Origin of the sequence: Leptolyngbya sp. AN10, assembly GCF_050565645.1 — a bacterium.
In the GTDB taxonomy this organism is placed as follows: domain Bacteria; phylum Cyanobacteriota; class Cyanobacteriia; order Leptolyngbyales; family Leptolyngbyaceae; genus Leptolyngbya.
In genome coordinates this window covers 89,505-111,193 of the sequence record NZ_JBNXVP010000009.1, presented here as the reverse complement: position 1 = coordinate 111,193, position 21,689 = coordinate 89,505, and the positions used below count along the sequence as shown (strand labels likewise).

20 protein-coding genes are annotated in these 21,689 nt (G+C 48.2%); 14 read left to right on the top strand and 6 right to left on the bottom strand.

The genetic code is table 11. The features are described from left to right. Window positions 1-3 precede the first annotated feature (3 nt). The 5 genes from acnB to ACQ4M5_RS14930 all read left to right on the top strand — a co-directional run bounded on the left by acnB (window position 4) and on the right by ACQ4M5_RS14930 (window position 6,131). Window positions 4-2,595 (top strand): bifunctional aconitate hydratase 2/2-methylisocitrate dehydratase, encoded by a 2,592-nt coding sequence (gene acnB, locus ACQ4M5_RS14950; protein ID WP_430676434.1) that lies wholly within the window; start codon window positions 4-6, stop codon window positions 2,593-2,595. A 67-nt stretch (window positions 2,596-2,662) separates the two neighbouring features. After that, complete coding sequence (locus ACQ4M5_RS14945; protein ID WP_430676433.1) at window positions 2,663-2,905, top strand: hypothetical protein; 243 nt, start codon at window positions 2,663-2,665, stop codon at window positions 2,903-2,905. Between the two features lie 408 nt (window positions 2,906-3,313). After that, window positions 3,314-4,570: a bifunctional ornithine acetyltransferase/N-acetylglutamate synthase gene (argJ, locus tag ACQ4M5_RS14940; RefSeq protein ID WP_430676432.1), complete on the top strand. Its 1,257-nt coding sequence runs from the start codon at window positions 3,314-3,316 to the stop codon at window positions 4,568-4,570. A 121-nt stretch (window positions 4,571-4,691) separates the two neighbouring features. Continuing rightward, a complete protein-coding gene (locus ACQ4M5_RS14935; RefSeq protein ID WP_430676431.1) occupies window positions 4,692-4,853 on the top strand; it encodes a hypothetical protein in 162 nt (53 codons plus the stop codon). A gap of 432 nt (window positions 4,854-5,285) precedes the next feature. After that, window positions 5,286-6,131, top strand: a complete 846-nt coding sequence (locus ACQ4M5_RS14930) for a hypothetical protein (protein WP_430676430.1) — start codon at window positions 5,286-5,288, stop codon at window positions 6,129-6,131. Between the two features lie 45 nt (window positions 6,132-6,176). On the opposite strand, the gene ACQ4M5_RS14925 is transcribed toward ACQ4M5_RS14930, so the two are convergent. Further along, window positions 6,177-6,575, bottom strand: a complete 399-nt coding sequence (locus tag ACQ4M5_RS14925) for a hypothetical protein (protein WP_430676429.1) — start codon at window positions 6,573-6,575, stop codon at window positions 6,177-6,179. Further along, window positions 6,568-6,915, bottom strand: coding sequence for a hypothetical protein (locus ACQ4M5_RS14920; RefSeq protein WP_430676428.1), 348 nt, complete (start codon window positions 6,913-6,915; stop codon window positions 6,568-6,570). Before ACQ4M5_RS14920 ends, ACQ4M5_RS14925 begins: the two co-directional genes overlap by 8 nt. Window positions 6,916-7,267: 352 nt before the next feature. Here ACQ4M5_RS14920 and ACQ4M5_RS14915 point away from each other — a divergent pair, with 352 nt between their 5' ends. The 9 genes from ACQ4M5_RS14915 to ACQ4M5_RS14875 all read left to right on the top strand — a co-directional run bounded on the left by ACQ4M5_RS14915 (window position 7,268) and on the right by ACQ4M5_RS14875 (window position 13,951). Further along, on the top strand, window positions 7,268-7,639 hold the full coding sequence (locus ACQ4M5_RS14915) for a type III-B CRISPR-associated protein Cas10/Cmr2 (protein ID WP_430676427.1): 372 nt from the start codon (window positions 7,268-7,270) through the stop codon (window positions 7,637-7,639). A gap of 27 nt (window positions 7,640-7,666) precedes the next feature. Then, the gene (locus tag ACQ4M5_RS14910) at window positions 7,667-8,965 is read left to right on the top strand and encodes a Cas10/Cmr2 second palm domain-containing protein (protein WP_430676426.1); all 1,299 of its coding nucleotides are present in this window, start codon (window positions 7,667-7,669) and stop codon (window positions 8,963-8,965) included. Further along, on the top strand, window positions 8,958-10,010 hold the full coding sequence (locus ACQ4M5_RS14905; RefSeq protein WP_430676425.1) for a type III-B CRISPR module-associated Cmr3 family protein: 1,053 nt from the start codon (window positions 8,958-8,960) through the stop codon (window positions 10,008-10,010). Before ACQ4M5_RS14910 ends, ACQ4M5_RS14905 begins: the two co-directional genes overlap by 8 nt. Before the next feature lie 12 nt (window positions 10,011-10,022). Beyond that, entirely contained in the window at window positions 10,023-10,835 is an 813-nt protein-coding gene (locus tag ACQ4M5_RS14900) for an RAMP superfamily CRISPR-associated protein (RefSeq protein ID WP_430676424.1), read from the top strand. A gap of 2 nt (window positions 10,836-10,837) precedes the next feature. After that, window positions 10,838-11,020 carry a hypothetical protein gene (locus ACQ4M5_RS14895; RefSeq protein ID WP_430676423.1) on the top strand — a complete coding sequence of 61 codons (183 nt, stop codon included), beginning with the start codon at window positions 10,838-10,840 and terminating at the stop codon, window positions 11,018-11,020. Window positions 11,021-11,047: 27 nt separating this feature from the next. Continuing rightward, entirely contained in the window at window positions 11,048-11,254 is a 207-nt protein-coding gene (locus ACQ4M5_RS14890; protein WP_430676422.1) for a hypothetical protein, read from the top strand. Then, on the top strand, window positions 11,238-12,923 hold the full coding sequence (locus ACQ4M5_RS14885) for a hypothetical protein (protein WP_430676421.1): 1,686 nt from the start codon (window positions 11,238-11,240) through the stop codon (window positions 12,921-12,923). The genes ACQ4M5_RS14890 and ACQ4M5_RS14885 overlap by 17 nt, the downstream gene beginning before the upstream one ends. Before the next feature lie 432 nt (window positions 12,924-13,355). After that, window positions 13,356-13,694: a GIY-YIG nuclease family protein gene (locus ACQ4M5_RS14880; RefSeq protein WP_430676420.1), complete on the top strand. Its 339-nt coding sequence runs from the start codon at window positions 13,356-13,358 to the stop codon at window positions 13,692-13,694. 5 nt (window positions 13,695-13,699) lie between these two features. Further along, window positions 13,700-13,951, top strand: a complete 252-nt coding sequence (locus ACQ4M5_RS14875; RefSeq protein WP_430676419.1) for a hypothetical protein — start codon at window positions 13,700-13,702, stop codon at window positions 13,949-13,951. A gap of 463 nt (window positions 13,952-14,414) precedes the next feature. Here ACQ4M5_RS14875 and ACQ4M5_RS14870 read toward each other — a convergent pair whose 3' ends face one another. The 4 genes from ACQ4M5_RS14870 to ACQ4M5_RS14855 all read right to left on the bottom strand — a co-directional run bounded on the left by ACQ4M5_RS14870 (window position 14,415) and on the right by ACQ4M5_RS14855 (window position 21,677). After that, entirely contained in the window at window positions 14,415-17,798 is a 3,384-nt protein-coding gene (locus tag ACQ4M5_RS14870) for a Swt1 family HEPN domain-containing protein (protein WP_430676418.1), read from the bottom strand. Between the two features lie 3 nt (window positions 17,799-17,801). Next, complete coding sequence (locus ACQ4M5_RS14865) at window positions 17,802-20,612, bottom strand: DUF1156 domain-containing protein (protein ID WP_430676417.1); 2,811 nt, start codon at window positions 20,610-20,612, stop codon at window positions 17,802-17,804. Window positions 20,613-20,934: 322 nt separating this feature from the next. After that, complete coding sequence (locus ACQ4M5_RS14860; protein ID WP_430676416.1) at window positions 20,935-21,435, bottom strand: DUF3368 domain-containing protein; 501 nt, start codon at window positions 21,433-21,435, stop codon at window positions 20,935-20,937. Further along, entirely contained in the window at window positions 21,432-21,677 is a 246-nt protein-coding gene (locus ACQ4M5_RS14855) for a UPF0175 family protein (RefSeq protein WP_430676415.1), read from the bottom strand. The genes ACQ4M5_RS14860 and ACQ4M5_RS14855 overlap by 4 nt, the downstream gene beginning before the upstream one ends. Window positions 21,678-21,689 lie beyond the last annotated feature (12 nt).

The window sequence follows — 21,689 nt, the reverse complement described above, 5'->3', positions numbered from 1 at the left end:
AATATGCTTGAATCTTACCGCCAACACGCCGCTGAACGGGCTGCATTAGGAATTCCACCGCTTCCCCTGAGTCCGCAGCAAACTTCAGAATTGTGTGAATTGCTCAAGTCTCCGCCTGCGGGTGAAGAAGCGTTTTTACTGTCTCTGTTGCGCGATCGCATTCCGCCGGGAGTCGATCAAGCCGCTTACGTCAAAGCCGGATTTTTGAGCGCGATCGCCAAAGAAGAAATGACGAGTCCGCTGGTTTCCCCCAGAGAAGCGGTCGAACTGCTCGGCACAATGATGGGCGGCTACAATGTGCATTCTTTGATCGAATTGCTCAAGTCATCAAATCCTGAAATTGCAGAAACGGCAACGGCGGCTCTAAGTAAAACGCTGCTTGTGTATGATGCGTTCCACGATGTTCAAGAACTGGCTGACAGTGGAAACTCGTATGCTCAGAATGTGTTGAATTCTTGGGCAAACGCAGATTGGTTCACGAACCGCCCCCCACTGGCTGAAGCGATTACGGTAACGGTGTTTAAAGTCCCAGGTGAGACGAATACGGATGATTTGTCTCCTGCGACTCATGCCACCACGCGCCCGGACATTCCACTTCATGCGCTGGCAATGTTAGAAACGCGCCAACCGGGATCACTTGAAACGATCGCACAATTGAAACAAAAAGGTCATCCGCTGGCTTACGTGGGCGATGTGGTTGGAACGGGATCATCGCGCAAATCGGCGATTAATTCAGTGCTGTGGCACATTGGCGAAGATATTCCGTTTGTACCAAATAAGCGATCGGCAGGTTACGTTCTCGGTGGCAAGATTGCGCCAATCTTCTTCAACACAGCAGAAGATTCGGGTGCTTTACCGATCGAATGTGACGTGACGAATTTGAATACAGGCGATGTGATCACGATCTATCCCTACAAAGGCGAGATCACGAATGAAGCGGGTGAAGTGATTTCGACCTTCACGCTCAAGCCCGATACGATTTTGGATGAAGTTCGGGCAGGGGGACGGATTCCGCTGCTGATTGGAAGAACCTTGACCGATAAGATTCGATCGACATTAGGCTTACCGATTTCGGATCTCTTCGTTCGTCCTCAGATGCCAACCGATACCGGAAAAGGCTTCACCCTCGCTCAAAAAATGGTGGGTAAAGCCTGTGGTCTTCCCGGTGTTCGTCCTGGAACGTCTTGCGAACCGATCATGACGACTGTGGGATCGCAAGATACAACGGGACCCATGACTCGCGACGAACTGAAAGAACTTGCCTGTCTCGGTTTCAGTGCCGATCTCGTGATGCAAAGTTTCTGTCACACGGCAGCCTATCCGAAACCCGTAGACATCAAAACTCATCACGAACTCCCAGATTTCATCAATTCTCGCGGCGGCGTTTCCCTGCGTCCGGGTGATGGAATTATTCACTCCTGGCTGAATCGAATGCTGCTCCCCGATACGGTTGGAACAGGTGGCGATTCACATACTCGATTCCCACTCGGTATCTCGTTCCCGGCTGGTTCTGGCTTAGTCGCGTTCGCTGCTGCGCTCGGTGCAATGCCGCTTGATATGCCTGAATCTGTTCTCGTCCGATTCAAAGGTAAATTACAACCGGGTGTCACTCTGCGCGATGTGGTGAATGCCATTCCTTATGTTGCCATGCAGCAAGGAAAGCTCACTGTTGCGAAAGAGAACAAGAAAAATGTTTACTCTGGCAAAATTATCGAAATGGAAGGATTGCCAGATTTGCAATTAGAGCAAGCGTTCGAGCTAACAGATGCAACGGCAGAACGATCGGCAGCGGGATGTACGATCGCGCTTTCAGTTGAAACCGTTTCCGAATATCTCCGCTCCAATGTTGCCCTACTCAAAAACATGGTCGCTCGTGGATACGGAGATGCCCGTACCATTCTCCGCCGCGTTCGCAAAATGGAAGAATGGTTAGCCGATCCGCATCTATTACAAGCCGATTCCGATGCTGAATATGCAGACATTATCGAAGTCGATTTGGATCAGATCAAAGAACCGATCGTTGCCGCTCCAAACGATCCCGATAACATCAAACTCATGACCGAATGTGCAGGCGATCCGATTCACGAAGTCTTTATCGGTTCCTGCATGACCAACATTGGACACTACCGCGCTGCTGCCAAAATTCTCGAAGGTGCTGGAGTCGCCAAAGCAAAACTCTGGATCGCTCCTCCCACTCGAATGGATGAACAGCACCTCAGAGCCGAAGGCATTTACGACATCTTCCAAGCAACTGGCGCAAGAACTGAGATGCCTGGATGCTCTCTCTGTATGGGCAACCAAGCACGAGTTGACGATGGCGTGACTGTCTTTTCAACCTCGACCCGCAATTTCAACAACCGGATGGGCAAAGGCGCTCAAGTCTATCTTGGTTCTGCGGAACTCGCGGCGGTTTGTGCGCTTCTCGGCAAGATTCCGACTGTCGAGGAATACATGAACGTTGTCCAGGCGAAGATCGATCCGTTTGCGTCAGATTTATATCGTTATCTGAACTTCGATCGTATTTCCGGCTTTGAAGATGAAGGTCGCGTCTTGTCGAAAGAAGAAGAAGCCAAATTAGCAGCAACGGTAAGCTAGAAAATCGAATTGGGGTAGGTAGACCTGCCCCTTTTTATCTAAAGATGAGTTATTTGAGCGTGATGGGATGAAAGAAGAGTACGACTTTTCAGGTGGAATTCGAGGCAAGCACTCTCGATCGATGCAGCAAGGATATACGGTGACGATTCATCACAGTGATGGAACAACCGAAGTGAGACAGTTTCAGCCAGAATCAGAAGCGGTAATTCTCGATCCTGATGTGCGGGAGATTTTTCCGAATTCTGAATCTGTAAATCATGCGCTTCGGACATTAATTCAGTTAGTTTCGCAAAACTCTTCTGAGTCGTAGCGTTTCTTTCTGCGGACAGTGCTTTTGGGACGCTTCGTTCGATTATTGCCGATGGGTATTGGCTAATCTACTTTCAGACGATCGAGAAATCCATCAGAAAATCAGACCGCGATCGTGTCCCCTTCTCTTGTATTCTCAGATCGGTCAACACGGCGAAATGATCCGGTTTCACCGCAAAAACACTGAGTTTTGTGAAGCTGTATCCAAAAATAGATGTAAATTTTACGAAGTTTCTCGGAGGGGGTTACACCCCTCACCCTCTAGATGGCATACTGTGATAAGTAGATGCACCCTGATGACAGGGGGGAACCGCCAACCGCGACCCTCCTTTTTTCTTGTTTAAACCCCTAGCCCCCTGCCGCAACTCCCGATATAATCGCTGTTTCAGGAACTTAGGAAGGGGATATTATGGCAGACTGGCAGCAAATCGAGGGCGGGATCACAGCCCCCAAAGGCTATAGAGCCGCAGGCATCACCGCTGGACTCAAACCCTCTGGTTTACCAGATTTGGCTTTAATCGTTTCTGAAGTGGACGCGATCGCGGCTGGAGTGTTCACGACTTCTCAAGTTCGCGCTGCTTGCGTCGATTACTGCCGCGAAAGTCTCCAAACCAAATCTAACTGCCGCGCAATTCTCTGTAACGCTGGACAAGCCAACGCTGCCACAGGCGCACAAGGCATGATCGATGCGCTCGAATCTGCTCAATTGATTTCGCAAGCCTTAAATCTTGCTTCTGATACGATTTTGCTGGCTTCAACGGGTGTGATCGGTCAGCGAATCAAAATGGATGCTTTACGATCGGCAATTCCGAATCTCGTCGCGAGTCTAAGCGAAACTGGAAATGATGCAGCTTCTAAAGCGATCACGACCACAGATTTAGTGACGAAATCGATCGCATTAGAAACCACGATCGGCGATCGACCTGTTCGGATCGGTGGAATTGCAAAAGGCTCCGGAATGATTCATCCGAACATGGCAACAATGTTAGCTTTCGTTACTTGTGATGCGGCTGTGTCCTCTCACTTGTGGCAAGAAATGTTAAGTCGTGCTGCCGATCGCAGTTTTAATCAAATCACAGTCGATGGTGATACCAGCACGAATGATAGTTTGATTGCATTAGCAAATGGACAATCAAGAACGCCTGCAATTACGGAACCGGGAGCCGAGGCGGACAAGCTCGAAGCAATGCTGACAGAAGTTTGTATCTATTTGGCGAAAGCGATCGCACGAGATGGAGAAGGCGCGACTTGCTTGATCGAAGTTCAGGTGACGGGTGCAATAGATGATGAATCAGCGCGGAAAGTCGCTCGCACGATCGCGGGTTCATCGTTGGTGAAGTCTGCAATTTTTGGACGTGATCCGAACTGGGGCAGAATTGCAGGAGCAGCAGGACGAGCAGATGTCACCTTTGATCAGGAAGATTTGCAGATTAAGCTCGGTGAGTTTGTTTTGATGCAGAATGGACAGCCGCAACTGTTCGATCGAGCAAGTGCAAGTGAGTATTTGAAGCAGCAAGCCGCAAAAAGTTTAGACGGCGATCGACAATTGCTCGATCGTCCAGTGATCATCTCAGTGAGTATTGGAAATGGGACAGGGAGTGGAAAGGCTTGGGGCTGTGATCTGAGCTATGACTATGTGAAAATCAATGCTGAATACACTACCTAGCCTTTGAAGTTAGATTAAACTTGCTTGAATGATGCTGCCAGCTTTCTTCATCTGGTTTGTATAGGTTCGCTTTGTCAAGTTACCAATATTTAGTACCAAAGGCACAAATCCCATTGCGGATGTGTTAGTCACTCGATCGAAGCTGATTACAGATCGTCGGACTGATCTCAAAGCCTTTCTCAAAGCTGCGGATCAAGGGAGCAAACCTTTAAAGGCTGGAGACAAATCCGCGATCGCAACAGAACTTGCGCCAGGACGATTCAAAGGACTATGGGATGGGTGAGGCAGAAACAGTTGGCATATTTTCACGTTATTCTCCTTCCAGTCGCAACACTTTATCGAGAGTTGCAGTCCAACACGAAAGTTCGATCGTTGAATTAAATCCATAATTGAACGAACTTCTGAAATCAGGGCTTGGTTCTTGGCTGTGAGGAGAATGTCGAGGATTCCAGTAACTCTCAAGCCTTGACGTTTCGCTTCCAGTCGTTCAAGGCGTTCGATGAGAAGCTAGATTGCCTTCTCCAGTGCAAGGACGTTGCCTTCGGCACAGAAAAGATATCCGCGCTCTAGCGTTTTGACCTGCTGCTTGTCATTGACGGACTTTTACCTGTATCTGTTGCCTGCCTGAAGAAGAATTTCGAGCGTTGCCTGCCAGTATTGCGATTCAATAGGCTCACTGATCTGTATGATGTGGTCAACGATTTGCGCTGCTTCTATGGATTGGTTATTCTCTTTTGATCCTGCTCAGTTTAGCGATTGGACGATCGCTCAAACACCAACTCCTTCACCTACCCCTCGATCGAACGATCTCGAATTGCTCAGAAGCCAAATTGAATTTCTCAGAGCTTCAAATGCTCAATTGAGCGATAGTTTCAGCAAGTTTCTCGAATCGATGAAATTTGCGCTGACGTTTCTGAGCGTTTTGGGCGGCATTGCGATCGCGATCGTTGGATTTCTGGTGGGGCAGAATGTACTGGAAGCGAGAAAGAATATTCGAGAAGCCAGAGAGAATTTTCGAGAAGAAACCCGAATTACAACTCAGAGAATTCAGCAGCAATTTGAGTATCAGTTAGCGGATCAAGTGAGAGATGTGGTCGTTCGAGAGGTGAATAATGTTCGACGAGTTCTTGATCGGGAACGTATTATCGGTTCTGCGATCGTGGATTACTATTTACCGTCGAATGGGACTGAATCGATCGAGGAGAAACTGCTTCAAGAACGAGGCTTCGATCAGGTTCGGTTCTGGAATAAAGACACTTTGAGAACGTTACCAAACTCGCAATTTGCCGATGTCGTCGTTTTGGATTTGATTAACTCTCAGGTATTTTCTCCTCAAGCAACACAACAGGAAAAAGAAGCGATCGTTGGAGACTATATCAAACAAGTAAAGCCTTTGTTAGCATCCTATTCCGCTTTAGTGTTTTATGTGAAAGGGCGTGTTGACGCGATCGACAATTCAGGGCTGAAGTACTATGTCCCGGCAAATGGCACAGTTGCGCTCATCGGTGCAGTTTCAGATTCGGCTTATGTCGCCTATGGTCAGAAACAACTGAGGAAGTAGCAATCAGAGGTTGCGGTCATATTGTTTATTACGATAGAACTGCTGCTAATTCGTTTTGAGGTAATCCAAAATCACAAGGCGTAGATAATCGATCGTTTGCAGGTAGGCTTTGGTTTGAGGGTAACGATCGCTAGTCGTAAAGTAAAAGTGAGCGATCGCGGAATGCTCAAAAATCGATTGATGCTGAAGTCGATCGATAGCTGCGATCGCGGGTTCAATCCGACCTCTCGCTTGAATTTGACTGGCATACCCACGAATGTTTACGGTTAACAGTTCGATTTCTTCTAGCAGCGTGAAGTCTGACTCGTTGGGCGGTTCAACCGTTGCTAAGATTTGGCGCTCTGGTTTGCTGTGCTGGTACTCGCGAGTTGATTGCTCTAGCAGATGGGCGATGTAATTTCTCTTTGCTTCAGGAACTTGGAAATTGAGGATGGCTTCAGTCATCGTTGACTCCGTAGGTGACTATTTTCTCCATACCAAATCGATCAGGTCGAACAATCAAGTACTCATTGCCTTTACGATACACGGCTGAATTGTCGCTGCGGTAGCCTGTTCTGGGAACTCGAACTGCATTGCGTTGATTAAAATTATGCGCTTTTCGCAAGTATTTCAAGGGATCGTATTCTTTTCGAGCGGCATGATCAAGAATGCTTTGAGCAACGCTGGCGTAGGTGGAAGCGTCCCACTCGCTCAGGTATTGCGTAATTTCTAGAACCTCTGCTTCGGTGTAGCCCTTACAGAGTTGGTCAAGAAATGGATCGATTAGGGGTTCATCTTGCGCCACGCTGACTCCTATTCAAATAGAAATGCGATCGTACCCGAAGAAAATTCAAGCACGATCGCACCGTTTTAATTAATCCGATCGCACCCGACCGGAAACTCTTTGGTTCCAAGATTACACCGGGATTCCTGAGATCAAGTTTCCAACTAATCCAATCGCACCCGACCGGAAACTGGGCATCACCCCGTGGTTTAATCCCCTCAATGGAATGTTTCCAACTAATCCGATCGCATCCGCTGAGAAATACAGGCAAAATATCGATCGCTCTCAACAAATTCTACGCAATTTTATTGATCTTTCAGGAATTAATTGAAACATCTGCATATTAGTGATCGAGTGATTTTTCCTGCACCCCATGACCAAATCGCCCCCGATTTATACCGCAATTACCTTTGCCCCGATCCAAGGTTTCATCGAAAACTCCCGCAAACTCCGCGACCTCTACGGCAGTTCCTACCTGTTATCGTTTCTCTCCTGGTCAGTCTGCCATGCCGCTGAAAGTCAACACTTCCCCATCATCTCCCCTGCCCTCACCAACATTGCCCAAGGACTTCCCAATGTCATCCTAATCGAAGGGAAACTTGAAGCTGAAACGGCTCAAACTGCATTCAATCAAGCTTGGAAATGTGCAGTCGAAACTTGCCGTCAGTGGATTGAAACCAAACTCGTCATCGCTCCGAATGGCAAGCCTTGGCACTACCACTGGGAACGTGATTGGAGCCTGTGAGCAAACTATGCTTGGGAGTTCTTCTGTGTGCAGGGGCAACCCGGAGAAACGCTTGCCCAAGTCAAAGCCAAACTGACTCAAATCAAGCGATCACGCAACTGGACAGGCATCAATTGGACGGGGGAAAGCTCAACGCTATCGGGCAGTAATGCGATCGCGTATCCCGAACTCGGACGCGCTGGCATTGATCCACGTCGCTACAACTATCACGAGCAAAAGATCAAAGTCGAGCAATTCTATCAACAACTGAGTCAAAAACTCGGAGAAGCGTTTATCGATCCGAGAGAAGAACTCAGCATCCCGGAATTGATCAAACGGATGATTACGCATGGAGATGTGGCTCAGAAAGTAGGCGATCGCTTGCGGCAATTACTCGGTGAATCACAGCCTAAACAACCCGATGAACTGGATAAACTGATTCAAAACATCAAAGAGCAGCTTAGACCCGAATCATTCAAAGAACTGAATCGACTCAAGCGAAAACGTAACCCGAATCAACCTGACTACTGGACAGGCTGGTTTCAAGGCGATGGCGATGGAGCGGGCAATTATCTCCAAACACTAGAGATTGACCGAATTACAGAGTTCAGTCGGGAGATGCGGCAGTGGGGATGTGATTTACCGAAAGCCTCACTGCCCGGTGATAGTCGAATTGTGTATGCTGGCGGCGATGACTTTTTAGGCGTACTATTCGCCGAGAACTATCAACTGCAAGCCCAAGACTGTTTAGCATTTTTCACTAAGTTCAAGCCGAAAGTCTGGGATGTACCCAAGCAGAAACCGATTAACGTTAGTGTTGGGTTTGTGTGGGCGGGTCCGAAAGTCCCTCAGCGAGAAGTGCTGCAACACTGTCGAGAAGCTGAGAAAGTTGCGAAACAGCAAGGACGCGATCGTATTAATTTTCGCATTCTGTTCAACAGTGGCACTTATCTGGAGTGGGCGTGTCCCTGGTGGGTGCTAGAGCAAGGATTGTTTGATCAGTACTGCGATCGCAATAAGAAAAAAGGCGAGCAAAAATGGGTTCACTTCTACAATGATGTTGCTGTTCTCGAATCAAGACACGCTTTTGGAACCGGAACAGCAATCAACCTCGAAGTCACTCACGCACTATTCAAAGCCTACTTTGGTGAAGACAACGACTTACTGAACGAGAAATACTGGTGGAATCAGTACAACGATCGCAATCATCAAACTTTTGCAGGGATTCTAGGCAATCAAGCGAACTGTCCGCCGGATGAAATTAACCTTGCGCTTAAAAATTGGATTGTCAACTTCGCGAAAGTTGGATTTCATTTGCAGAGTGAGTGGGGGCAAGGCAATGTTTAAGTATTTGATTCAGATTGAGCCATTGGGATTGCTTTACGGCAGTGCTGGACGCTTTCTGTCACCAGATAACTTAGTTGGTCGATCGGGAACTCGATTTCCTCCCAGTGCTGCGGTTGTTTCAGGGCTGTTTGCTGCGTCTTATGGCAATGCTGCAATTCAAGATTTGCAACTTGCTGGTGCATTCTGGGCACAAAGCAGCGCCCCCCAAAACTTCTATGTTCCATTACCGCTTAATTTTACATCTCACACTCCACCGCACCAGAAAACACTCCAAGCTGGACACATTACAGCAAAACTCACTTGGAATGACGAATGGCAGAGTAATGGAGAAGAGCATAGTAAAAGCCATTCAGGGGGATGGATTGCGATCGACCATTGGCAAACGTTAACGCGATCGATGAATGCCATCTCCCAAGCAAATCCTGCTATTTATGCTGATCCTTGGAAATTTCTACCTCACCTGCATCCACGCTTACAAGAAACGGAACGGCGAGTCGTTAATCCAGAAGAAAACGGCGGCAGTTTATTTCTAGAAAACTCAGTGCAGCTTCACCCTGAAGTGTGTCTCGTGTATCTCTCGAATCTTCCGCTTGAGGCTGGATGGTATCGCTTCGGGGGTGAAGGACACATGGTTGATGTGATTTGCCACGAATTGAGCGAATCGACTCAAACACTCTTGCGGCAACCTGTCGGCAACTGTTTTGCGCTGATCACGCCTGCCATCTGGGGATCGAATCGATTATCGTATCGCGCCCCGATGATTGGTCAGGAAAAGCAATGGGCAGTCACCACGATGTTGACCGATCGACCTACACCGTTTCGGTATCGATTAGGCGATCGACTCGATGAACAAGGAAACAAAGTGCGTTCTGCCCATCAGCCAAAACGACTGTCGCGAGGACGGTACGCGGTTCCAGCAGGAACGGTCTATGTTCTGCAAGAACCCTTAGAGATTCCTTGGCAAGATTGGTCGATCGATTGGTTTCCGAAAGAAGGTCCATCACTGAAACGCTGGGGATGTGGTCTTGCATTACCGTTGAACTAAAGGACAGACAGAATGTACACCAAACGTTATGGAATTATTGAGGCACTCGCCCCATTGCACGTGGGAGCCAGTGCGGGAGAAGAAACGGGAAATCTGAACTTGATTTTTCGCGACCAATTTACGCAAACGGGCATTATTCCGGGAAGTTCGATTCGCGGTCGATTTCGGGCAGATATGCGGCAAGAGAAACCTGGAGAGGAACATCATTGGTATGGCAAAGCGATCAAAGAAGACGATTCTGAAACGACGGAAGCTTTCGTTAAATTTGAATATGCCTCGATCGTCTGGTTGCCTGTGTTCTGTCCAGGACAGCCTGTGGTGTGGGTGACTTGTCCGTGGTTGCTGAAGCGATATCAGAAGATAGCTTATGATCAGCCGATCTCAAAAGTACCCTTACCACTTCCCTACTCTGCACCGAAAGGATTGGGGCGACAGATCGGCAATAATATGACCCGGACTCTCTTTTTCAATCTCGGTTTTATTGAGTTAGAGCATGAAGTTGAACTTTCGCCTTGGGTGCATCCAGGCGTTAACTTAAACGCGAACAATTTAGTCGTTGTCGATGATAATGACATTGCAATGGTTCATGATATGTCCCTGTTTCGTCAGAGCCGAGTCAAACTATCAGACACCGAGAAAAAGGTTGATGGCGGTGGATTTTTCAACGTTGAAGCGTTACCAGAAGGAACAGTCATGGTGTTTCCGATCGCAACTCGCGCCCAAGGCTGGAAGCCCTTCAACTCAGAAACTTCAGAGCTATATTTTGGCGGCTTAGAGTCGATCGGGTTTGGTCGTTGCCAGGTCACACTGTCGGAGGAGAACTAATCATGGGTTGGAAATCTTATGATCTCGATCGCATTGCTCAAAAATTAGTCCTGAATGCCAGAACAAGAGATCCACAATCACTCAATCAGTCTCACAAGATGCGAATGGCAGTTGCTTATGGGCTAGAACGGTTTTGGGGTGAACATTTGCGCCTCAGTGGAAAAGAACAACAAAAATCAGACTAAGAGACGTGGGATGAACTCGTTGTCATCATGAAACGAGCAGGCGTAACGATTCCCAATGATCCAGTTAATGTCAACAATGTTAAACAAGTCCAAGCAATGTCGGAGAAGCTATGGGCATTGAGATTAGAAGATCAACGAATCGCGATCGCAGTTCTGACCCAACTCTGTGATTGCATTGTCTGGTGGACACAACGCTACAAAGTCGGGAGATTAGTCGATGACAGCGATTCCTGAACCGCATAAGAGAGTCCCGATGATGTTTCGGGCACAAGTGAATGGACGCTGCCAACTTCAGCGACTTGTGAAAGATGAAGAACCGGATGCTGTGCAGTGGGTAGATGAATGGGTCGATAAAGTTTATCCTGAGCTACCGGAACTAGGGGAGACTGTTCGATCGAGAACTTACAAAATCACTTGGCGATTGATCACCAATTGCGGCATGGATGATAGTGTGATTCGTCCAGTGATTGGGGCGCGGGGTTGGGTGTACTATCCCGGTAGCAGCATGAAAGGACTCTTTCGCCGCACTTGCACTCCACAACAAGCAGCAAAATACTGTGGCAATCTTGAGCAACCTGGAATTTTACGATTTCAAGGAGGCTATCCGATCGACACCAGTTGGACAGAAAACCTGGTCGATATTGTTCATCCTCAACAAGGCTGGCAAGTCGAAGACCAAGCGAAAAAATCGGCTGCCTTTGCTCAGATTTCCCTCTACAAACCAACTCTGCGATTTAGTATTTCGAGCCGCGCTAAAGATGTGAATTGGGATGAGGTTTGGCAGATTTGGGAAAGCGCGATCGCGACCGGGTTAGGCAGTCGAGTCTGTGCGGGCTACGGTCATGTTGAAACAAGCCGTGAAACAACGGTCGCCCAAGGCTTGAAAGTTCTTTATCGCACCCGCCTCAAAGGACAGGGACAAGCGCCAAAGCTGCTCAACGGTAAAGGAGAATTTCGTCCGAACATTTTCCGGGCAGCGTTGCGGGGTCACGCCTTGAGAATTTTTGGTGGATTGACCGACGATCGCACCGCATCCCGTTTAGTCGAAGATCTCTTTGGGGGTGTGAGTGGTCATGGAACTGTCGGACTGGTAGGCTTGCGCTTTCAAGAGTCTCGACTAGCGTTGCCCAAATTCCAAGCGGGATCATCGTATGAACAGACCGCTTACGAGGTCGAAGGAGAATTAAGTTTGCTTTTGGCAAGATCTTTAGGCGACCCCACACACGAGGAAACCTTGAAGAAATTGCTCGCGCACTTAGTTCAATTTGCAATGGTGTTGGGCGGATTTGGCAAGTCTTGGCGACGATTGGATCATCGCTTATTTTTTGAAGACTACTATGATAACGATCGATATAAACCGCTGATCGGCTGTCATTGGCAATGGTTGGGTGAGATGGCACTCAAGCGCGATGTGCAAGTGCGATCGCTCTCTGGACTAGAGACGTTTATCGACAAAGTGCGAGACACCGCTGCGGCATGGATGCAGCTTCAGCAGGTGACTCCGAACGGGGCAAAGTCAGCCGACTGGCGCGAGGCTTGGCATCCGCAGCGGGTTCAAGTGTGGGGACGATTGGCAGCAAATCAGGACGAAAGCGAGGCGATTCGCTGGTTTCATGGCGCGTATCAAGAGCGGATTGCACGAGTGCAGCCAGAAGGAACGATTTATGCAGCGGGATTGACTGGGAAAGTGGGACAGATTGGACGATTGTGGCATCGGATGTATCCACGAGTGAAGCTAGTGGGGAATCGGCAAAATCCAGAGGAGAAGCCGAAACCAAAGGTGACGGGTGAGTTTTTGGAGTTGCTGACGATTTTTCCGGATCAGTCGCGGGAGTGTGAGCAGTTTTTACGATTTTTGCAGGGGGAGCCGTTTGGATTTCAGAGATTCTGGGGTGATGATTAGAAGATGCCGATTTATGCGATCGGATTAGTTGGGAACAAATTAAATAGATTAATTAATAGATCTCTTTCAGAGTTGCGCCGATCCTTTGCGATCGGATTAGTTGGAAACACATGTCTTTGCTCATCAATCATAATCCAATCAGCAGTTGCACCGATTCTTTGCGATCGGATTAGTTGGAAACTCAAATCATGGCAGGTATTACAAACCGGAAAAATATCACTTGCGCCGATCCTTTGCGATCGGATTAGTTGGAAACTCGTCAAATACAGTAATCGCAAACTGCCAGAAGATGCTTGCGCCGATTGTTTGCGATCGCATTGTCATGTTTGAATCTCTGACAATGCGATCGCTTTTTACTGCGAAAATCTTTCTGTGAACGATAGAGCGTATTTTTGAATGAGCGATCGTGATGAACAGATCAGACGAGAGGCGATGAGAATTCTTCAAGTTCTCATAGATACACCATTTGAAGAATGTTGCCCGTTATCAAAAGACTATGAGGATCTACCCACTCGACTTGGAATTTATGCTGTGAAACATCGAGAAGAAGGAATTTTGTACATTGGCAAAGCAGGCAATCTTCGCAGTCGATTTACAGGCGGACACAAAGCAATCTCTTGGGCATACGTCGAACGCATTGATCCTGATGAAATTCGCATCTGTGCGGTAGTGTTGTCAAACGAATGGCGACGATCGCAGTTAGAACTTGAAACGCTGATGATTCAGACCCTCAAACCACGCTATAACATTAGAATCCGCGCTGAAGAGTAAAGATAATGCAAACGACAGACATTGCAGCCCTTAAAGGCATTCTCAATCATTTACCAGCGAGCATTCGTGAAGCCCTAGAAGCTTATGCGGAAGAGACGGATTTACCTGTTGAATTTGTGATTGAAATGGCGATCGCCGCTTTCTTAGATATTGATGCCGTCACCTTTTCGGATTGTCGAATTGAGTCTCCAGGACGATTACGAGAGCAAATTGAAACGCTGCGAATTGAATTAGCCGCCGCAAAAGGGCAACTGTGAAATGATCGTTAGTATGCCGATCCATTGCGATCGGATTAGTTGGAAACGTCTGCATCGGTGCGATCTTTGTCGTGTAATTTAAGATCTTGCGCCGATCTTTTGCGATCGGATTAGTTGGAAACATACAAAGTGGTGTGTATCGATCATCAGGCAAGCGAAACTGTTGCGCCGATCCTCTGCGATCGGATTAGTTGGAAACTGTAGCCACCCGTAGTGCGCGATGAACTCGTCGTAGGTTGCACCGATCCTTTGCGATCGGATTAGTTGGAAACGCTAGAAAGCAATGTGTAATCGTTCGATGCGGATACTTGTGCCGATCCTTTGCGATCGGATTAGTTGGAAACCCGGTTTCAGTCGCAGTAGAACCAAGGGACTTAGCATCTTCCGCCGATCCTTTGCGATCGCAGTTGTCAGACATTCGAGAATGACGAATGCGATCGCTTTTTACTTTTCAACAAAAATGTCAATCTTCCTCAAAGCTTTGTTGAGAAAAGCGCAGAACACGACAGTTCTCTGAAACGGTGCGAATGACGTTCTCTGGGATGCCGTCCGGAGCATTCACCTGAATTTCGAGCGTGATTTGAACATCGGCATTGAGACTGCTGAGATGCTGGATTACTTCATTCGCAATTTGCGATGTGTCGCGTGTGAGCCGAATGGGGTCGATCGACACAGAACCATAGAAACGCTGTACCTGCTTTTTCGTAGCAGCGATCGACGGCGAACTGCCTTCACTGACTCGGAGAGATTGATTTGCTGGAGTTTGAGTCTTGTGATTGATGTCTTGTCCAACTTCGGCGGAATTGCTTGTTTCAACGATCGCGTTTCGAGCCGCTTCATCCGCAGTCAACTGGCGAAGTGCGGCTTCAGGCTTGACAATGAAGTTTTGGGAACTCAATGAAACTGTAAAGGATTCTCTCGTCCCTGCTTTTAAGCCCAAATAGCGCTGTTTCGCTTCATCCCAACCCGTCGCATAAGCAAAATTTTCTTCCCAAAGCATTGCCGATGCGCCTTCCTGAACGGCTTGAAGCAGCATTTGCTCATTCTTTAATCTGGGAAGATAGAGGTAGTTGGATAAATATGTCCATAGTTTTTTGAGATCAAGGTGATCGACATCGCGCCAGAGATAGCGATCGAGTGCCTCTAATCGCAGCAGACTCGCAGCATAGGTCGTAAGCAAATGTCCCTCATGCACCGCTTTGCGACTGGCGCGAAGGATCGGTGAGTCTTGACCCTGGAGGCGAATGTCCGTCCAAACTAATTGATCTTTAGGATGGGTTGCGCTGGAATCGTGACCCGGAACAAGTAACCATTGGTACGCTTCTTTTAGCTGATAATCAACGGTTTCGTTGGTTTGGTTGCGTTTCGCGATCGCTTGGTTACTCTGAAAGACATCTAAATTGAGAACCGTCTTGTCTTGAACGATCGACTCCCAAGCTAGATACTGACTGACACTTTGTTCTAGAATTGTCACCTTTGTTTTGTCAGGCACTAGGAACAAAAGCAGATTTTTACAATAGCGGGGACTAGCTCCTTTGTGACTAAGAATTGCTTCAACTTGCTGACGGGCTGGACTATCTGAAGTTTTGGCAATATGAGAATATTGAGGACTCAGAATAACGAGGCGGACACCCATTGTTTCTTCATCGGGAATGTCCGCTGTTGAATCGGGGGCAACGTGAACGCCAGCAAATTCGCCGCGCTGCTTGTCGCTTTTCAGACGTTTGATGATTTCTTCCCAGATTTGGTCTTTGTCTTCTTGGATCTGGGTGGCGCGGTCTTGAGCAGTGCGAGTGACGTTGGGTTGAGTGGAGATCCAGTAACGATTGTTGCTATCGACGTAGAGATAAGTCGCTTGGTCGGTGAGACGGCGAAGGGCATCACCAAAGGTTGCGACGGTTTCACCGGGTTGGACACAACCAAGCTTGATGCGACGGTCTTCGATGCCTCGATTGGCAGCTTGCAGAGTGGGAGCCGAACCGAGATAAATGGTTCGTGTGACGCGGCGACAGGCAGAATAACGTCCTAAATTCGGGTTTTGATTGTCGAGGGAAACCGGTAGGGAGTTTGCACCATCTACATCTTTTTCAATGATGGGAACCCAAGAATCTTCTAAGTAACGGGTGAGTTCGGTTTGCACCTGAGTATCATCCATTGAGATGCTGGCTGGCATGATCAGGAGGTTTTTGTCTCCTCTGTCCCACAGCGAATGAATCACCTTCGCCATCAAGCGCAAAACGCCACGGGTGCGCTGGAATTTATCGAGCGTTGACCAGTCGGAGTAAAGCCGATCGAAGACTTCTGGATGAATCGGATATGCTTCTTCAAGTCGGCGTTTGTAGCTGGCTTCACGGCAGTCTGAGGGAAATTCTTGTGCCTGGTTTTGGTAGAGGTCGAAGAAAGCGCGAACAACCGCATCACGAGCAACGTAAGCATCTGGGCTAATCGATTGAAACAAGCGACGACGAACAATCTCGAAGCTTTCTTCAGCGCTGGCAGGTCGCCACGGAGATTCGACTCGCCCGATCGCATTTTTCAATCGATCAAGAGCTTGTTTTCCGCGATCGCCACCGATTTCGATATCCGAGGCAGGAATGCTGACGACGAGAAGAGTACGATCGGCGTTCTTGGCGGATTCGCTCAAGGTTTGGGCAAAGGTGATATGCGTGTCGAAGTTGCCAGCGGGAAGATCGTTTTCCTCATGAAGCTGACGGGCGTAAGCAACCCATTCATCAATCAACACTAGACAGGGAGCATAGCGATTAAACAGAGAAGTGAGAACATCGCCAGGATTCGTTGCGGTTTCGTCTGCCTTGCGAATCATTTCATAGGCGGCTCTGGCTTCTTGGGTTCCACCAGCAGATTTGCCTAATTGCCAAGCAATTTCGCCCCAAAGTGTGTGAACGATCGTGCCATCGGGCTTTTCGTGAGGTTGTCCTGGAGAGATCTTGTTTCCGACAAGTACAACCGTGTTGACGGTCTGAGGCGGCTCATTAACGCCTGACTCAGAGAAAACAGGCTCCATTCCTGGAAGATCTTTTGCAGCGACTCCAGAGCACAAGTGATACAGGGAGAGCATTGCATGAGTTTTGCCGCCTCCAAAGTTGGTTTGGAGTTCGATGACAGGATCTCCACCGTTTCCGCTCAATCGGGTCAAGGCATTGGTGAGAAGGTGCTTGAGTCCATCGGTTAGGTAGGTTCGACGGAAGAATTCGTTCGGTAAACGGTATTCGTCGGAGCCTTTGTCTAGAAAGACTTGCCAAAGATCTGCTGCAAATTCGGCTTGTTGATAGCGACCGGAGGCGACATCTTGGTGCGGGGTGACGATTTCTCGCCAGGGCTTGAGTCCGTGAATGGGTGTGCCTTCGAGTGAAGTGGAGGCAGCGCGGCGAGTTTCGCGGCGGGCTTGTTCGTCGAAGCGCAGTCGGAGGAGTTCTTGTTTTTGCTTTTCAACGAGATCGGCTTGGGGGGCTGCGATCGCATTCAGTAATCGAGTAATACTATCCAAGGCGCGATAGGTATCATCGCTCGAAATCGTGCTGGTGTGCGCCCAATCATTCCGCGTGTCTCGCAGTTCACTCACGATGCTGCGTTCGGTGCGTCCAAGAGTCTGCTTGAACACAGCGTTCCACTGTTCCCACAGCACAATCAACAGAGCGGAGATGTCTTCGCGGAGAACTTTTTGGACATCGCGACGGGCGACGTAGTGATCGGGGAGACAAGCAGAGGCAGCCGTGAGCCAGCGATCGCGGTGAATCGCTTTCATTTCTCGTTCGATGAATGGATAAAGCCCGTCGCGCAAGTGATCTAAGGCGCGTCCAATGCGTTCTTTATTGCTAATTGCCATGACTTAGACTCCTGCGAGTTGACCTTGAACGGTCTTGGGTTGTTGGGCGGCAAGACGAGTGATTTCTGACCAGGAAATGACGAGGCTGTTGTAGGCGATCGCTTCTTGTGTCCAGGATTTGCGATCGCAGATGTTGTAGAGTCGGTAGGCAAGATCGCGGTAGATTTCAGTGCGATCGAGGTCGAGTTGGTTGAGCAAGAAAGCGGCTTGGTGTTCGCCACGCTCTAGAAGGGCTTTGATCAAGTGTTGGGTGGCTTCCCAGTCGGGGATGCGGGTGTCGCCTTTGGGATTCCATTGTGAGGGGAGATCGTCGCGATGGAGGAGGCGGACTTTGCCGGATTTGGCGGTGAGAATGCCTGCACTGACTAAGCCTTGAATGCTGGTGACTTTGGCTTTAGAGAGGGTTTCGGCATCGCCAAAGTTGCCGTCATCGAATTGGTGTTGCTCGAACCAGGTGAGCGCCCAACGGGTGTCGGCATCGAGTTCGCCTTCTTGTTCGGTGAGGTATTCGTCGAGGGTTTGGTTGATGAGTTGTAGGGCGGTGCGGACGCGCATGGGGGTGCCGTCGGATTCGAGGACTTGTTTGTAGCGCGAGAAGACTGCCATGCCGGGTCCGATGCTGGCTTGGGCAAGATCGACGGGGGCGATGTTGCCTTGCTGCATGGCGCGGAGGGCGGCGGGAAGTTCGCGTTTGAGGGCGTTGAGGAAGTCGCGACGGGTGGTTTTGGGTGCGGTTTTGGGGAGAGGGCGGCAGACGAGAGCGATCGAGGAAGCAAGAGCGTTAGAATCTCTTCCTATCATTCGATTACTTAATTCTGTCCGCATGGGCCATGTCCCAGTAATGCTGAAGCCTGCTTTAATCAAACTTTCTAGCATTGTTTCCCATCCAGTTGAAGCAGTCAGTTGAAGACCATTCTCGCTTTCGGTTTCGGTTTGCTTAAAAGCATAGAAAACTGAGAAAGGATAGTCTTGATTGCACTGTTTATGAAGAATGCAAGCCAGATCACAGACGTTCTTAATTTCTTGAAATGCTTGATTCAAACCGTCTTCAAAGAATTGTTTAGCTTTCTCTTTATCGCCTCCAAATCGATAAGGTGCTGCTACTAGCTCCTGTTCTTTTGGAGTTGCTAATGTGCTGAAAAGCTCAGGATAGATGCTTCCCAGCGATTGTCTAAGCCAAACATAGAAAAAATCAGATAGTTCCGCATAGCTGATGTTGTCGTAGTAAGGCGGATCAGTTGTAAAAACGATAGGAAGGTTACTTTTATCAATGTTGTCAAATGGAGTTCTAGCGTCTTTTTGCTCAGATTTTCCGCTTTGAATCCTTAAAGTTGGTAGATTTGCCAATACCTCAACAATCCACTTGATGCCTCCTTTAAAGTTGCCCGTTGAATCACTAAACAAGTTAACTTCAGAATAGTCCCAAGACATCGGAATAGCTTGACGAGCAAAGGTATTTCTGATTGTGTCTCGTCCTGAGTGCCAGCTACAGATTGACGAGTTATAGTCTGCCAGTTTATCTATTGCAAAGCCCAAGTAGGTTGAAATCGCATCTGCATAACTTTCTACTTCAGTTTTCTCTCTTGTCTGAGCAGCATCTTGGCAGATCCGATCGCGCACTTCTTTAACTAGATCGCTGAGCGTTGTTAATGCAATAAGTTGACGATCAGTAAAAAGATCGCCAAAGGTAGTTAGACCATAAATCAGCGTATTGAAGTTACGAGGATTTTCAGGTAACTCTAATTCAGGTCGCCACTGGGGTTGTGCTTGTTGGGCTATCTTCACATGATTAGAATTCGGAGGCAGATAAACTCGTCCACGATGTCCTTCAGCTACAATCGCCATTAACTGTTCAGACATTCGTTTCGCTTTCCCTTCAGACCGAACGTAATCTAGAGCCATTGGCGTATCACAAGCAATACAAACTGCTCCACGACGACCAACTGTTCCTTCACGCGCTTTTCCTTCGCCTGTTTTAACTGTGAAATTCACAACGGGCGGAGTTTGAGTTCGATCGATCACTGGCTCAACCCAAGCCGCTTTCCCCTTCTTGGTCGAAAGCTCAAACGACTTGACTAGCGGCATCTGACAGCCACAAGTTGGATTCGGACACTTGACCGTTCTCGCCCACAGCCAAGCGATCGCCGTTGCTTCACCCTCACCCAATTCCTTTGGTAATTTCACTTTCGGATACAGATGTCCAATCCGCTTTTCTGCCTCATCCCGAATCCACTTTCCGTAGTAGCGCACATCTTCCGCCAATCCTTGCGCCCCAAACCACTGATTCGCCTTTAATTGCTTCTGCGCCTCCGGATTCACAGGCGGTTGATTCTTAAACTTCGGCGGAATCTCAATCAACGCCTTTGTGATCAGCACTGCCACCGGATTGATATCACTCGCATGAGCTTCCAACCCCAATCGCTGCACCTCCAACGGAATCGATCCCCCACCACAGAAAGGATCGAGTACCGGAGGCGGATTCCCATTCGTCGATTTCAGAATTTCTGCTTGCGCCTCTGCTAACAATTCCTGATTATTAACATTCTCCCAAGCCACCAATTTCTCAATGAGTTCTAGGAGTCGCTTTCTCTCGATCGCCTGTGCTTCTTCGGTTGGAAACTCTTCAGGTCGTGCTGAAGGATCATCTACCAGTGATGCAAATAATACAGCCCGACAAGAAGCAAGCGGTCTCCGCGCCCACCAAAGATGAAGTGTCGAAGGATGCCCGTGACGAATCGATTTTTCACGAGCAGATTGCTTATTAATTTCCTCTAACGGGAGAGCAACCTCAATGAGCTTCTTGCGTACTGACATCGCTTTATACTTTCTTAAAATTGAGCAAGTTACTTATTTGTACCCAACTCATTGAGAATTAATTCAGTTAGTAAGTTGCAATCAGCACATTGTATTTACGCAAGCATTACGAAATCTTGATACATGAGAAGTAATATCCCAGTACTTCTACGGTGTGAGAAATAGAAATATTTGCTACTTATTTTATCTAGTTAAATTTATTTACGTATTTTGAGAATTTCAGCACGATCGAGTTCTCTGTTCTACAACGATCGCTTGTCATCAAATCGAAGCGTTGTTGGAGTGCTTGATCGTGATGGCGATCGCTTGCAGAGCAATCGGCTCATTCTCCCTGTTCCCCTGCCAGTTGCAATACTTCACTGTAGAGTTGAGAACTAACGCGAAAGTTTGATTGTTGAATCAGAGCATCCACGATCGAACGAACTTCTGGAATTAGGGCTTGGTTTTTGGCAGCGAGTAGAACACCCAATATTCCAGTAATTCTTAAGCCTTGCCGTTTCGCTTCGAGCCGTCCAAGCCGTTCGTCAATCAGTAACTGGTTTGCTCCAAGCTCGATCGCAAGTACGATCGCGTTTGCCTCTCCAGGGTCAAGATTACGATCGTTCTCTAGCGCTTCAACCTGCTGCTCATCAGTGACAGAACGAATTTTTAGCCAGTCAACCATTTGTACGATTTGGGTAACAGGATGGCGGCTCCCATTAGCAATTAGTTCTTGGTACACCAAGTCTGGAATGATGACGGAGCCGAAAAGCTGAGGAAGTAGGTGATCGTAACCGACGACAATGAGATTCGCGATCGGAGATGTATCGCTGACGATGATCACAGTAAGCCTAACTCTTGCAAGTTTCTAACATCTTCGTGCAGGTCTTCAACATCATAGTGAATGTAAAGGTCGTGGCTTGCAAGAAGCGCTTGAAATTCGAGTTGGGTCATACCGAGAATGCGACTGGCTTTACCGAGGGAGAGTTTTTCGCGCTGAAACAGCAGCAGTACTAATTCTTGCAGTAGTTCTGCTTCAGACAATCCAGAGGCTTTGACTAATTCATCGGAAATGAGCAAACTCATATCAACTGTAAT